This window comes from Mycobacterium kansasii ATCC 12478, from assembly GCF_000157895.3.
In the GTDB taxonomy this organism is placed as follows: domain Bacteria; phylum Actinomycetota; class Actinomycetes; order Mycobacteriales; family Mycobacteriaceae; genus Mycobacterium; species Mycobacterium kansasii.
In genome coordinates, this window is the sequence record NC_022663.1 from 4,208,927 (window position 1) to 4,223,805 (window position 14,879).

General features: G+C 66.9%; 9 protein-coding genes and 2 pseudogenes. 7 read left to right on the forward strand and 4 right to left on the reverse strand.

Features of this window, described 5'->3' with window-relative positions; all coding sequences use genetic code 11:
- Positions 1-3: 3 nt before the first annotated feature.
- Both MKAN_RS18335 and MKAN_RS18340 read right to left on the reverse strand, forming a co-directional pair.
- A complete protein-coding gene (locus tag MKAN_RS18335; protein ID WP_023370758.1) occupies positions 4-1,176 on the reverse strand; it encodes an MFS transporter in 1,173 nt (390 codons plus the stop codon).
- A gap of 295 nt (positions 1,177-1,471) precedes the next feature.
- Positions 1,472-3,415, reverse strand: a pseudogene (locus MKAN_RS18340) (SEC-C metal-binding domain-containing protein); the annotation flags it as partial.
- A 120-nt stretch (positions 3,416-3,535) separates the two neighbouring features.
- On the opposite strand from MKAN_RS18340, the gene MKAN_RS18345 reads away from it, so the two are divergent.
- The 7 genes and pseudogenes from MKAN_RS18345 to narI form a co-directional block, all read left to right on the forward strand.
- A complete protein-coding gene (locus MKAN_RS18345) occupies positions 3,536-3,763 on the forward strand; it encodes a hypothetical protein (RefSeq protein ID WP_023370762.1) in 228 nt (75 codons plus the stop codon).
- Complete coding sequence (locus tag MKAN_RS18350; RefSeq protein WP_023370764.1) at positions 3,760-4,161, forward strand: TA system VapC family ribonuclease toxin; 402 nt, start codon at positions 3,760-3,762, stop codon at positions 4,159-4,161. Before MKAN_RS18345 ends, MKAN_RS18350 begins: the two co-directional genes overlap by 4 nt.
- 84 nt (positions 4,162-4,245) lie before the next feature.
- A complete protein-coding gene (locus MKAN_RS18355; RefSeq protein WP_023370766.1) occupies positions 4,246-5,202 on the forward strand; it encodes a class I SAM-dependent methyltransferase in 957 nt (318 codons plus the stop codon).
- Positions 5,203-5,381: 179 nt separating this feature from the next.
- Positions 5,382-6,506: an MFS transporter gene (locus MKAN_RS18360; RefSeq protein ID WP_230589192.1), complete on the forward strand. Its 1,125-nt coding sequence runs from the start codon at positions 5,382-5,384 to the stop codon at positions 6,504-6,506.
- Entirely contained in the window at positions 6,503-10,177 is a 3,675-nt protein-coding gene (locus tag MKAN_RS18365; RefSeq protein ID WP_023370769.1) for a nitrate reductase subunit alpha, read from the forward strand. Before MKAN_RS18360 ends, MKAN_RS18365 begins: the two co-directional genes overlap by 4 nt.
- Positions 10,177-11,826: a nitrate reductase subunit beta gene (gene narH, locus MKAN_RS18370; RefSeq protein ID WP_023370771.1), complete on the forward strand. Its 1,650-nt coding sequence runs from the start codon at positions 10,177-10,179 to the stop codon at positions 11,824-11,826. The genes MKAN_RS18365 and narH overlap by 1 nt, the downstream gene beginning before the upstream one ends.
- 16 nt (positions 11,827-11,842) lie before the next feature.
- Positions 11,843-12,592, forward strand: a pseudogene (gene narI, locus MKAN_RS18375) (respiratory nitrate reductase subunit gamma); the annotation flags it as partial.
- Here the strand turns inward: narI and MKAN_RS18380 are convergent.
- Together MKAN_RS18380 and MKAN_RS18385 are read right to left on the reverse strand one after the other, a co-directional pair.
- Positions 12,574-13,281, reverse strand: coding sequence for a TVP38/TMEM64 family protein (locus MKAN_RS18380; protein WP_023370775.1), 708 nt, complete (start codon positions 13,279-13,281; stop codon positions 12,574-12,576). The pseudogene narI and the gene MKAN_RS18380 overlap by 19 nt on opposite strands.
- Before the next feature lie 45 nt (positions 13,282-13,326).
- Positions 13,327-14,589: a metal-dependent hydrolase family protein gene (locus tag MKAN_RS18385; protein WP_023370778.1), complete on the reverse strand. Its 1,263-nt coding sequence runs from the start codon at positions 14,587-14,589 to the stop codon at positions 13,327-13,329.
- Between the last annotated feature and the right edge of the window lie 290 nt (positions 14,590-14,879).

The following is a 14,879-nucleotide window of genomic DNA, read 5'->3' on the forward strand; positions in this document are numbered from 1 at the left end:
GTATTACCCGGATGCGCCAAGTTCGTGCAGGGCGGTGCGCGATGAGGCCAGGAATGCGGTGATCGCGAAAACGAGCACCACCGCGAGGAAGATCCACGGGAGCACGCGGCCAAGGGTGAACAACGAAGAGAACAGCCCTGGGCCGACGGCGATGGCTACGCCCCACGACAACGAGTAAACCGCGGAATGGCGACCCGCCCGGTCCCGCGGCACAAAACTCAACATGACTTGGAACGCGGTGGCTCCCCAGGTGGCTGCGGCCAGGCTGAACAGCATCACAGCCGCCGACAGCAGTACCATCCTGCCGACGTCGTCGGCTGCGACCATCGCGATCAGTGCCGCGAATGCGACTCCGAGCAGCCCGGCGGCTAGAGCCAACAGCCGCAGCCCCGGCCGAGAACGGCCCCATTTGGTCGCCAGCGGCGCGAACGCGGCGATCAACGCGCTTGCCAGCAGGTAGGCGACCGGCGGAGTCCAGGCCGGATAGCCCAGCGCGAGCAGATACACCGGCAGGATCGAGTCGAACCCGACGCTCGCTAGTGCAAGCACGAAAACCGCGACCACGTATACCAAGAAGCGGCGTTGGGCCAACACGTCGCGGTACCGGCCGACGCCGCTGGTGTCGCGGTCGCTGGTCTTGCGATCGAAGTCGCGTAGCCGCCAGAACAGCAGTCCGCAGACCGCGAAGCTGACCGTGTTGGCCACCACGATGAAATTCCAGAAAAGCCCACTGCCGCGTTCGGCCCACACTCCGAGCGAGGCGACGAGCCCACCGATCCCCAGGCCAATGCTGCGCATCGCGTTGATCAGCGAAAAGAGGCCGACGCGAGCGTCTTCCGACGGAGCTAAGGCACGTACCATCCCCGGGTGCGCCACCCAGAACAGCCGGCCGGCGAAACTCACCGCCATCGCAATGATCGCCAGCGAAGCAACGGTGTTGTCAGCCAGGTAGCACGGGAAGGCAGTCACCCGGATCAGCGAACTGAGCGTCGCCGAGCGAAAAGGCCCGATACGGTCGACGATGGCTCCCGTCAGCAAACCGCCGGCCAACAACGAAACGAGGCTGCCCATTGTCAGCGCGGCACCAGCGTCGACCAGCTTCATGCCGCGTCCATGCGTGAAGTACAGCAGCGCGAAGGGAACCCACAAACCGTTGCCCGTGGTATCGATGACCATGGCAGTCACGTAGCCGAAACGGTAGGGGTGCCGCGTTAGCACGCCCAACCTGCTGCTGCGGAGTGGTCTCCGGTTCCTGTCGCACATTCCAGGACATCGACTCCTCCGAGCCGCGCTAACAATTGCGGCCCCAAATGTCCGGACGGCGCTGACGTTGTCAGTGACCGGGTGCCGGTGCAGGCCAAATGATTCACCACGTTCGCAATAGTGTACGTACACACTATTGCACTACGCAACTATATCTATAGTCTTATTCGGGCGCGGAGTCGGGTGGTGCGGCAACACGAACCGCTGCCGGCGCGAACCGAAGGCTCAAGTACGCCACCAGCGTCACCGCGTCGGGTTCGGTGTCCAGCAGGTTGATCAGCCGGTCGCGTTCGTGCAGCGCGACCGGTTCCACGCCGCCGAAAAATCGCATGGTGTCACCGGCGGGCAGCGCCCGCGCGCACACCAGCTGCCCCGTCTTGAGCTGGCGGCCGGCCGCGTGCTCCCGCACCTGGTGGGTGTCGCCGGTGCGCAGGTCGCGCACGGTGACGCTGTAGCCGCGCTGCACCCGCTCCACCTCGAACACCGACCGTGGCACCGACAGCCACTGCTGTGCCAGCAGTCGCTCGTCGTCGGGCAGCAACGACCCGCGGATCTCAAGGAACTCCTCGAAGGCCCCGCCCTCGAACAGCACCGCGTCGATCACGAGCGGATCACCCAGCGCGGTGTTCAGGGCGTCCGGATCATCGCCGGCGTGGCGGGAGCGTTCGTCGGCCACCTCGATCAGCAGGTCGTTCCAGCCGCTCACCAGCGCATGCTGGATGGCCTTCGCATACAGCCAGCGCGCCCGGTCGTCCAACGGCAGCTGCTCACGCCCGAGATGGCATTTCTTGTACTTGCGCCCAGACCCGCACCAGCACAGGTCATTTCGGCCGACGTCACGGCGCGGCTCGGCCCGGTACATCTCCAGCAGCTCCACCAGCGGGTAGTCCGGCTCGGCGCCGGCGCGGCGTAACAACGTCAACCCGCGCTCGACGTCACCGCGATCGGAGGCAATGCGGGCCAGATCGAACAATGGCAACGGCCAATCCGGATTCATCGTCTCGGCGGCCACCAGTTCGCGTTCGGCCGCTTCAATGTCGCCGAGCCGCTCCAGCGCGACCGCCCGCAGCCACCGACACGCCACCCGCGCCGGGCGGGGCACCTTCGACTCCAGCACCTCGGCGAACAAGCCCAGCCCGGCCGTCCCGACGCGGTCGGTGCCGATCGTCTCGGCCACCAGCAGCTCGGCCAGCAGCGGATCGGCGAGGGCGGCCCCGAACTCACCGACGAGATCCATGTCGGGCCCTGTCGCGCCCTCGGTGGCCGCGGCCAACGCTTCCTCCGGCGCCACGCCAGCGTCGAGCAGCACTGCGATCTGGTCGTGCAACGTGACCAGCACGTACAACGTGACCGCGTCGTTGGGATCTAGTTCATGACGTTCGGCCAGCGCTTCGCATCCTCGCTTGAAATGCCAAGCGCCAAAATCGAATCCGCCCGGTGCAAGCCACTCGCCGTGGCGCGCGAGACCGTGGTCGTCGACGATCTCGGACAGCGGCGGCAGCGGTTCGGTGAACAGCTGCGGTTCCTCTGCGCACACCGTCCATACCGCGGCGTCGAAGTACGTCGGCTGCCCGGCGTCGAGCGTCGCGGCTAGCCGCGCACCCACTCCTTGGGCCGACGCGACCTCGGTGACCCGCTCGACCACCAGCCCCTCCTCGGTCAGCCGGACCCCGGCCAGGTCGCCCTCGGACAACCCCAGCGCGCCTAATGTGCCCGGCGCCAGCAGCAGCGTTCCGGCCGGGTCGACCGCCTCGTCCGGGATGCCGCGCCGTTCGAGCAACTCGTCGTCGAAGTCGGCCAGCACCGCCCCGGCCGGCGAACCGTCCGCGAGTCGCTGGTACTGCTCGTGCTCACACAGTGCGGTGACGGGATCCAGATCCGGGGTCACGTTGAGAGCGTCATAGGCCAGCTCTTCGGCGCACAGCCGGTGGGTGAACACCCGCCCGGCCAGCACGGCCGGCAGCCATACCCATTTCTCGTCGACCAATTGTCTTGCAGCGCAATCGAGTTCATCGAGAAACCGGTCAACCAGGGTATCCGGATCGGTCACATCGCGCTCCAATAGCCGCGCTGCGATGTCCTCCGCGGACAACGGGCCGTGTTCGGTCAGGATTCTTGCCAGGGTCTCGGACTCGCCGACGGCATCAGCCACGGCGACCACCCTATGCGCCGGCTAGCCGCGCCGCGAGAACCCCGCCGACCTACTCGGGTCGTTGGTCGGCTCGGCGTCGGCCGCATCATCGCATCGTGATGCAGTGATGTAGGCTAGGGTGTGCGTACCACCATTGATCTTCCCGACGACCTCCACAAGCAAGCGCTGGCCATCGCCCGGGACACGCGCCGGACGTTGAGTGAAACCGTCGCCGATCTCATGCGACGGGGCCTGGGGGCCGGCGGCGCCGCCGCGATCTCCACTGACCCGAGAACCGGGCTGCCTCTGGTGAACGTCGGCAAAGTTGTCACCTCCGAGGACGTGCGCTCGTTGGAGGATGAGGAGTGATCGCGCTGCTGGACTCGAACGTGCTGATCGCACTGGTGGTCGCCGAACACGTCCATCACGACGTCGCCGCGGCATGGCTGTCCGCGCGCGACAACGGCTTCGCGACGTGCCCAATCACGCAGGGAAGTCTGGTTCGATTCTTGATGCGGACGGGCCAACCCGCCGCAGTTGCGCGGGAGGTGGTCGGAGCTGTCGAAACCGCAAAGCGCCACGAGTTCTGGCCCGACAGCGTCTCTTTCGCCGATGTCGAGATCGGAGGGGTGGTCGGTCACCGACAGGTGACCGATGCCTACCTGGCGCAGCTGGCCCGAAGCCGCAACGGGCAGTTGGCGACTCTCGATAGTGGACTGGCGCACTTGCACAGCGACGTCGCGGTCCTCATTCCCACGGCCGGCTGACATCCGCCGGACCCGGGTCCCCCGAGCCTGTCGGTCTGGGCGCTGGCACGTAGGGTCGGTGCTTGAGCGGGAGGAAGTGAACGCATGGCCAGAACCGCCAGAACAGACAACGACAGCTGGGAGATCACCGAGAGCGTTGGCGCTACCGCGCTGGGTGTGGCGGCGGCGCGCGCGGCCGAAACCCAGAGCGAGCACCCGCTGATCCACGATCCGTTCGCGCGGGTTTTCCTCGACGCGGCCGGCGACGGCGTGTGGAACTGGTATTCGGCGCCGCAGCTACCCGCCGAGGTTCTCCAAGCCGAACCCGAAGTGCACCTGCGAATGCAGGCCATGATCAACTATATGGCCTGCCGCACGGCGTTTTTCGACACCTTCTTCCTCGAAGCGACCCGCTCGGGTATCCGTCAGGCGGTGATTCTGGCCGCCGGCCTGGACGCGCGGTGCTGGCGGCTGCCGTGGCCCGCCGGCACCACGGTCTACGAACTCGACCAGCCCAAGGTGCTGGAGTTCAAAACGTCGACACTTCATAAGCATGGGGCCGAGCCGACCTGCAATCGAGTCGGTGTCCCGGTCGACCTGCGCCAAGACTGGCCGAAGGCCTTGCGGCAGGCCGGTTTCGACGCGTCGGCCCCGAGCGCATGGTCCGCCGAGGGGCTCATGCCGTACCTGCCGGCGGCTGCACAGGACATGCTGTTCAACCGCGTTCAGGAGCTCGTGGTCAGCGGTAGCCGGATCGCTGTCGAGGCGCTGGGCCCCGATTTCCTGGATCCCGCCTTCCGCGCCAAGCGGCGCGAGCGAATGGACCGCGTCCGGGCGTTGATGGCCAAGATCGACCCCCAGCGGGAGGTGCCCAGCACCGACGAGTTGTGGTACTTCGAGGAACGCGACGATGTCGGCGACTGGTTGCGCCGCCACGGCTGGGAGGTGACGGTGACGCCGTCGGCGCAGCTGATGGCCGGCTACGACCGCAACCCGCCGAAGGAGGTCCAAGACAGCGCGCCGCAGAATCTGTTCGTTTCCGCGGTGCGGGCGGGGGAATAGCACAATACGTACCCGGCCGCTGCGGGCCGGCGAATTAGCTCGGTTTGGTTTCGAACCGGTTGACGAGGTGATTGGGTATAGCCGTGGATACGGCGAGTACGCCGGATATCGGCGCACAGCGGAATGCGAACTTGGCCCTGGCGACCTGGGTCTCGACGATCAACTTCTGGGCATGGAACATGATCGGCCCGCTGTCAACCACCTATGCCGAGCAGATGCGGCTGTCGAGTGCGAAAGCCTCGCTGCTCGTGGCGACGCCGATTCTGGTCGGCGCACTGGGCCGGATCGCCATCGGCTCGCTGACCGACCGATTCGGCGGGCGCGCGATGTTCATTGCGATCTCGCTGGCGTCGATCGCGCCGGTGCTGGCCGTGGGTCTTGCCGGGAAGTACGGTTCCTACCCGCTGCTGTTGGTGTTCGGGTTCTTCCTCGGGATCGCGGGCACGGTTTTTGCCGTCGGCATCCCGTTCGCCAACGCGTGGTACCCGGCCGCCCGCCGTGGGTTTGCCACCGGCGTGTTCGGCATGGGCATGGTGGGCACCGCGTTGTCGGCGTTTTTCACACCACGGTTCGTGCGCTGGTTCGGCCTGATCAACACTCACGTCATCATCGCCGCTGCGCTGGCGCTCACCGCTGCGGCGTGTGTGCTGGTCATGCGCAACTCGCCGGACTTCACACCGAACACCGGCCCGGTGCTGCCGAAGCTGGCCGCCGCCGCGAAGCTGCGGGTGACCTGGGAGATGTCGTTCCTGTACGCCATCGTGTTCGGTGGTTTCGTCGCGTTCGCCAACTACCTGCCCACCTATATCAAGACGATCTACGGTTTCTCCGCGGTCGACGCAGGCGCCCGCACGGCCGGCTTCGCGCTGGCTGCCGTGATGGCCCGGCCGGTCGGCGGCGCGCTGGCCGACCGCTTCGCGCCCAAGTACGTCGTCCTCGGGTCGCTGGCCGGCACTGCGGCGCTGGCGTTCATCGCGTTGTTCAAACCACCGCCGGACGTGTTCTCGGCGCTGACATTCATCACGCTGGCAATCTTCCTGGGGGCCGGTACCGGGGGCGTGATCGCCTGGGTCGCCCGCCGCTCGCCCGCCCAATCCGTCGGCACCGTGACCGGCATCGTCGCCGCCGCTGGCGGGCTGGGCGGTTACTTCCCGCCGATGGTGATGGGCGCGACCTACGACCCCGTCGAGAACGACTACATGGTCGGGTTGGCGCTGTTGGTCGCGACCGCGCTGGTGGCACTGGCATACACCGCGCTGGGATTGCATGCCAACGAACCCGAACGCAGGGAGGCGACTACGTGAGCAGCCCACCCGGGGGCCGGATCGAAGAACTCCTCGAGCGGTGCGGAAGGTTCTTCACGCCGGGGAAATTCTCCGACGACCTGCGCACCGTCACCCGGCAGGGCGGGCGAGACGGCGACGTCTTCTACCGCGACCGGTGGAGCCACGACAAGGTCGTGCGCTCCACCCACGGCGTCAACTGCACGGGGTCCTGCTCGTGGAAGATCTATGTCAAAGACGGGATCATCACCTGGGAGAACCAGGAGACCGATTACCCGTCCGTCGGCCCCGACCGCCCCGAATACGAACCGCGTGGTTGTCCGCGTGGTGCCGCGTTCTCGTGGTACACCTATTCGCCGACGCGGGTGCGTCACCCGTATGCCCGGGGCGTGCTGGTCGAAATGTACCGGGAAGCCAAGGCGCGCTTGACCGATCCGGTGCTGGCCTGGGCCGACGTGGTGTCCGACCCCGACCGGCGCCGCCGATACCAGCGGGCGCGGGGCAAGGGTGGGTTGGTGCGCGTCACCTGGGCCGAGGCCACCGAGATGATCGCCGCGGCGCACGTGCACACCATCAAGACCTACGGTCCGGACCGCATCGCCGGCTTCTCGCCGATCCCGGCGATGTCGATGGTCAGCCACGCGGCCGGCTCCCGTTTCGTGGAGTTGATCGGCGGGGCGATGACGTCGTTCTATGACTGGTACGCCGACCTTCCGGTGGCGGCGCCGCAGGTGTTCGGCGACCAGACCGACGTGCCGGAGTCCGGCGACTGGTGGGACGCCGCGTACCTGATGATGTGGGGGTCGAACGTGCCGGTCACCCGCACGCCTGACGCGCACTGGATGGCCGAGGTGCGTTACCGCGGCACCAAGGTGGTCACCGTCAGCCCCGACTACGCCGACAACACCAAGTTCGCCGACGAGTGGCTGCCCTGCGCGGCCGGCACCGACGGCGCGCTGGCCATGGCCATGGGACACGTAATGCTATCGGAATGCTTTGTCAGGCAACGGGTTCCGTTTTTCGTCGATTATGTGCGCCGGTTCACCGACCTGCCGTTCCTGGTCAAGCTGGAAAGCCGCGGTGACGACGTGGTGCCGGGCAAGGTCCTCACCGCCGCCGACCTGGGCCACGACATCGAGAACGCGGCGTTCAAACCGGTCTTGCTGGACGGCGCCACCGACCGGGCCGCGGTCCCGCACGGATCGCTCGGCTTCCGGTACGGCGACGACGGCGTGGGCAAGTGGAACCTCGACCTCGGGGACATCGTGCCGGCGCTGACCGTCGCGCACCGCAGCGCCGGCGAAACCGCGCGAATCATCCTGCCGTGCTTCGACACTGACGACGGCCGCGGCGAGACGATGATTCGCGGCGTCCCGGTGCGCCGCATCGGCGAGAACCTGACCTGCACGGTGTTCGACCTGATGCTGGCCCAGTACGGGGTCGCCCGGCCCGGGCTGCCGGGAGACTGGCCCACCGGCTACGACGATGCGACGTACCCGTACACGCCGGCCTGGCAGGAGCCGATCACCGGGGTACCGGCGGGCAAGGTCATTCGGGTGGCGCGTGAATTCGCCCGCAGCGCCGAGGAATCCGGCGGCCGGTCGATGATCATCATGGGTGCGGGCATCTGCCAATGGTTCCACGGCGACGCCACCTATCGGGCCGTGCTGGCGCTGTTGCTGCTCACCGGGTCGATGGGCCGCAACGGCGGCGGGTGGGCGCACTATGTCGGTCAGGAAAAGTGCCGCCCCGTCACGGGCTGGGCGACGATGGCGATGGCCACCGACTGGTCGCGGCCGCCGCGCCAGATGGCGGGCACGTCGTACTGGTACGTGCACACCGACCAGTGGCGCTATGACGGCTACCGGGCCGACGCGCTGGCCAGCCCCGTCGGCCGCGGCCGGTTCGCGCGCAAGCACACCATGGACGTGCTGGCCGCCGCAGTCGCGATGGGCTGGACGCCGTTCTACCCGCAGTTCAACCGCTCCAGCCTCGACGTCGCCGACGAGGCACGCGCGGCCGGGCGGGACATCGCCGACTACGTGGCCGAGCAACTCGCCACGGGCGCCCTCAAACCGGCCCTGGCCGATCCCGACGACCCGGCGAACTGGCCGCGGGTGCTCAACGTGTGGCGCGCCAACCTGCTCGGCTCGTCCAGCAAGGGCAACGAATACTTCCTGGCGCACCTGCTCGGCACGACGTCGAATCTGCAAGCAGCACCGGCGCCAGAAGCGTTGCGGCCCAATGACATCGTCTGGCGCGACGACATCGGTGAAGGCAAGCTCGACCTGCTGATGTCCATCGACTTCCGGATGACGTCCACGACGTTGCTGTCCGACGTGGTGCTGCCGGCCGCCACCTGGTACGAGAAGGCCGACCTGTCCAGCACCGACATGCACCCGTTCGTGCACGCATTCAGTCCCGCCATCGATCCGCCGTGGGAAACCCGCTCCGACTACCAGGCATTCGGCGCGATCGCGACCGTCTTCTCGGCGCTGGCGGCCAAGCACCTGGGCACCCGCACCGACGTCGTGCTCGGCGCGCTGCAGCACGACACCCCCGGCGCGATGGCCTACCCGTCGGGAACCGAATACGACTGGCGCACCACAGGAGAGCTGCCTAAGGCCGGTAAGACGATGGGCACCATCGCCGTGGTCGAGCGAGACTACGCCGCCATTGCCGACAAGTGGGCCGCGCTGGGGCCGCTGACCGAGCGGCTGGGGCTGACCACGAAGGGCATCACCGTCTGGCCGGATCGCGAAGTCGACGAGCTCGCCGCCAAATTCGGGGTGCTGAACTCCGGGCCCGCCGCCGGCCGGCCGGCGATCACCACCGCCGAGCACATGGCTGACGTGATCCTGGCGCTGTCGGGAACGAGCAACGGCCGGCTCGCGGTCGAGGGCTTTCATCAACTGGAGCGACGGACCGGGCGCAGGCTGGCGCATCTGGCCGAAGGCAGCGAGGAACGCCGCATCACCTATGCCGACACCCAGGCCCGCCCGGTGCCCGTGATCACCAGCCCGGAGTGGTCCGGAAGCGAGACCGGCGGCCGCCGGTACGCGCCGTTCACGGTGAACATCGAGGAGCTCAAGCCGTTTCACACGCTCACCGGCCGAATGCACTTCTACCTGGACCACGACTGGGTCGAAGAGCTCGGCGAGCAGCTGCCGATCTACCGTCCGCCGCTGGACATGTCGCGGCTCTTCGGTGAGCCGAGACTGGGCGGTGACGGCGCGGTGCTGACCGTGCGGTATCTGACGCCACACTCGAAATGGTCGATCCACTCGGAGTATCAGGACAACCTGCTCATGCTATCGCTGTCGCGGGGCGGTCCCACCATGTGGATGAGCGTGGGTGATGCCGCGAAAATCGCTGCGCGTGACAACGATTGGGTGGAGGCGGTCAACCGCAACGGGGTGGTGGTGTGCCGAGCGATCGTCAGTCACCGGATGCCCGACGGCGTCGTATTCGTCTACCACGCCCAGGAGCGCACCATCGACACGCCCCTGACCGAGACCACCGGGCGTCGCGGTGGCATCCACAATTCGCTGACTCGGCTGCTGATCAAGCCCAGCCACCTGGCGGGCGGCTACGCGCAGAACGCGTTCGCGTTCAACTACTTAGGCCCAACCGGCAACCAGCGTGACGAGGTGGCGGTGGTACGTCGGCGCTCCCAGGAGGTGGCCTACTGATGAAAGTCATGGCGCAGCTGGCGATGGTGATGAACCTCGACAAGTGCATCGGCTGCCATACCTGTTCGGTGACCTGCAAGCAGGCGTGGACCAACCGCAGCGGCACCGAGTACGTATGGTTCAACAACGTCGAAACCCGTCCGGGCCAAGGCTATCCGCGCACCTATGAAGACCAGACGCGCTGGCGCGGGGGCTGGGAACGCGACAAGCGCGGTCGACTGAGGCTGCGCGGAGGAGGCCGGCTGGCCAAGCTGCTGAAGATCTTCGCCAACCCCAAGATGCCGAGCCTCGCCGACTACTACGAGCCGTGGACGTACGACTACGAGAAGCTGATCACCGCCCCGCTGGGCGAGCAGATGCCGGTGGCGCCGCCGCGCAGCCTGATCAGCGGCAAGCCGATGAAGGTGTCGTGGTCGGCGAACTGGGACGACGACCTTGGGGGCTCACCGGAAATCGTGCCCGGCGACCCGGTGCTGCAACAAGTCAGCGAACGGGTGCGGTTGGAACTCGAGCAGGCATTCATGTTCTATCTGCCGCGGATCTGCGAGCACTGCCTGAACCCGTCGTGCGTGGCGTCCTGCCCGTCGGGTGCGATGTACAAACGCACCGAGGACGGGATCGTGCTCGTCGACCAGGATCGCTGCCGCGGCTGGCGGATGTGTGTGTCGGGTTGCCCGTACAAGAAGGTGTACTTCAACCACAAGACCGGTAAGGCGGAGAAGTGCACGATGTGCTATCCGCGCATCGAAGTGGGCCTGCCGACGGTGTGCTCGGAAACGTGCGTCGGACGGTTACGTTACCTCGGGTTGGTGCTCTACGACGTCGACCGGGTGCTGGAAGCCGCGTCGGTGGAGCGCGACGCCGATCTCTACCCTGCTCACCGGCGAATCCTGTTGAACCCCAACGACCCCGACGTGATCGCCGGTGCGCGCGCCGAGGGGATCCCCGACGAATGGATCGAGGCCGCCCAGCGCTCCCCGGTCTACGCGCTGATCAACACCTACCAGGTGGCGCTGCCGCTGCATCCGGAATTTCGCACGGTACCGATGGTTTGGTACATTCCGCCGCTGTCTCCGGTGGTCGACGCCATCGGCCGCGACGGCCACGACGGTGAGGACCTGGGCAACTTGTTCGGGGCGCTGGGGGCACTGCGCATTCCGATCGAGTACCTCGCGGGGCTGTTCACCGCCGGCGACACAACCGTGGTGGAATCCGTGCTGCGCAGGCTGGCGGCGATGCGTTCCTATATGCGCGATATCAACCTCGGCCGGCCGACGCAGCCGCATATCCCGGAATCGGTCGGCATGACCGAAGAGCAGATCTACCAGATGTACCGGCTGCTTGCGTTGGCGAAATACGAAGAGCGGTATGTGATCCCGACCGCGTACGAGCTGGACGGCGACGCGGTTGAGGAAGCCGGGTGCTCGTTGTCCTTCGACGGCGGTCCCGGGATGTACGGGTCCGGCCCGTTCGGCGAGGCCAGCGGAGGACCGGTGCCGGTGGCGGTCGAGACGTTCCACGCGCTGCGGCAACGGCAGACCAGTGAAGGGATGGCCGCCAACGCCAATCAGCCGTCGCGGGTCAACCTCCTCAACTGGGACGGTCGCGGGGTGCCACCCGGAATGTTCCCGCGCGGGCGGCGGCGATGAGGTCACTGCAGGCGAGGCAACTCCGGAGGTGAATGAGGTGCTCGGCAAGACGTTCTGGGATGTGGTGCCGTACGTGGTACTTGCGATCGTCGCCGTCGGCACCTGGTGGCGGTACCGCTATGACAAGTTCGGGTGGACCACCCGCTCGTCGCAGCTTTACGAGGTGCGGTTGCTGCGTATCGCGAGCCCGCTTTTCCACTACGGCATTCTGGTGGTGATCGTCGGACACGTCATCGGCCTGCTGATCCCGGAATCGTGGACGGACGCAGTCCGGGTAAGTCATCACGCCTACCACGTCCAGGCTGTTGTGCTGGGGTCGATAGCCGGCGTCACCACGCTGACGGGGCTGGCGCTACTGATCTACCGGCGACGCAGCCGCGGCCCGGTGTTCATGGCCACCACGGTCAACGACAAGCTGATGTATGTGTTGCTGGCGGGGGCCATATCGGCGGGGCTGTATACGACCGCGTTGGGCTCGGGGACGTTCGGCGAGTCGTACAACTACCGCGAAACCGTCTCGGTGTGGTTCCGGTCCATCTGGGTGCTGCAACCTCGCGGCGAACTGATGGCGCTGGCGCCGTTGTACTACCAGCTGCATGTGATGATCGCGCTGGCGCTGTTTGCGATCTGGCCTTTCACCCGGCTGGTTCACGCGTTCAGCGCACCGGTCGCGTATCTGTTCCGGCCCTACGTCGTCTACCGCAGCCGCGGCGTCGCCACGCGCAAGGAGCTGGTCGGATCACATCTTCAGCGCCGCGGCCGCTGACTCGGCAGTGCGCGCCCACGCCAAGATCGGTAACCACGCCGTGCGGCGAACACGCCGACGACGGCGGTCACGCACCATACCGCTATCGCCGCGTATGCCAGCGGTGAGGACCGATCACCGATCGAGGCGCCCAGCGCGGTGTAGACGAATGCCCGCGGCATCGAACCGATAAACGCGCCGACGGCCATCTGCCACAACGGAACTCCAAACGCACCGAACGCATAGGAGGCGAGCGCATCCGAGATGCCGGGGACGAAACGCTGACCGACCACCGCCCACAGTCCGCGTCGTTCGATCAGCACGTCGATGCGGTCGGCGCGGCTCGCCCCCAGCAGAGTACGTGCGCTGTCGCGTCCGGCCCGACGGCCGACGAAGCTGGCGACGATCGCGGTACCCACCGTCGCACCCAGCGTCACAAAGATGCCCTCTACCGGACCGAACAGCAGACCGCTACCCGCTGCCAGGACCGGGCCCGGCACGAACAACGCTCCGAGGACAGCCGAGGCCACAACGTAGGTCAGCGGCGCCGCCGGACCTGTCGCCGAGACCGCGCGACGCATCACCTCGACGTCGACGACTCGTGCGACGGCTACCAGGTACCACAGCCCGAGTAGAAAGCCGGCGAACACGACGAGCCGCACGATGTGGTGTCGTCGGGATGTCAGCGGAGAACCGGGGTTGTCGACCATGCTGACCGCAATTCTTCCGCACCGGCATGTCCGGGCACGCCCTGGCTACTCGACAGTGCCTTTGACCAGACGGCCATCCTTGATGATGGCGACGAACGCCTCTTGGGGCCGGGCGATCAGCGAGATGTCGGCAACCGGATTGCCGTCGACGAGAACCAAGTCGGCCAGGGCGCCGTCGGCCACCACACCCAGCCGGCCGGGGTACGGGTTGCGCGGCCCGGACATGGCCAAGAGCTCGGCGTTGCGGATGGTCGCCTGCTGCAGCACCTCGGCGGGCGTGAACCAGCGGGTGAGCTCGGCAAGCTGGGCGCCCTGCCGGCTGGCGAGTGTGGTGTCGAACAATATGTCGGTTCCGAACGCGACCTTGACCCGGTGCTTGATCGCAAGCCGATACGCGGTGTCGGTGCCGGAGACCACCTGCCGCAGCTTTGCCGTCGTCTGCGGTGTGACCGGGATCGTGGGCTCGTCGTTCAGGAAGGGCTGCAGGCACCACCAGATGTCGTTTTCGGCGAGCAGCGCGGCGGTGTCCTCATCGATGAGGTGGCCGTGCTCGATGCACCGGACCCCGGCGGCGACGGCAGTGCGGATCGCGCGCGGCGTGTACGCGTGCACGGTGACGTAGGTGCCCCAGTTCTCCGCGGCCGCCACCGCGGCACGGATCTCGGCTTCGGTGAACTGGGCCACGTCGACCGGGTCATACGTCGAGGTGATACCGCCACCGGCCATCAGCTTGAGCTGAGAGGCACCGCGCCGCAACATCTCTCGTGCCCCCCGTAGCACTTCGGCTTCGCCGTCGGCGATGACGGCGGCACCGATGATCTCGGTGTAGCTCAGATGTCCGCAGATACCGCGAGGAACCTCGTGGGGCAGCCGGAAGTCGCCGTGTCCACCGGTCTGGGAGATGAACCCGCCCGAAGGATAAATGCGCGGGCCGACGATCACGCCCTCGTCGATCGCCTGCTTGATCCCGAACACCGGCCCGCCGAGATCGCGGACCGTGGTGAAGCCGCGTAGCAGCGTTTCCCGGGCGCCGGTGATCGCCCGGGCGTAGACGTAACCGAGTTCGCTGAGTTGCGCCACCGCCGCCGGGATGGTGGCGAACATCGCATGCCAGTGCGCGTCAATCAGCCCGGGTATCAACGTCTTTGCGGTCCCGTCGATCTTCGAGCCGGAGAATTCCGTCGAACCAGCGGGCGCCACCGCGGCGATCACGCCCTCCCGGATGGTGACGTCCATCGGCCCGGTGATCCGGCCGTCGACGCTGTCGAAGACGTCGACATTGGAAATACGCAGTTCGTGTGTGTCCATGCCGGCTCCTTGTCGAGACTGCGGCGGCTCGGCGAACCCCCGAAGTAGAGTATGGTCCAGGCCGGACGTTCTTTTGGACCAAAGTTCGGTTGACGGTAACGGATCGTGAAGACATTGCTACCCCGGTCGCCAACTGACCGAGTGACGGTCAATTAGCCTGGCTCGGTACGTCGGTGAGGTGCCGAGTGTCGCAGTTGACACATGAGCAGCCGCCTCTCTGGCGTAGAACATGATTCGTCGTTCTCCGTGGGGTGATCATCGGCGAGCCCCCGGATGGTCGTCGGGTCGCG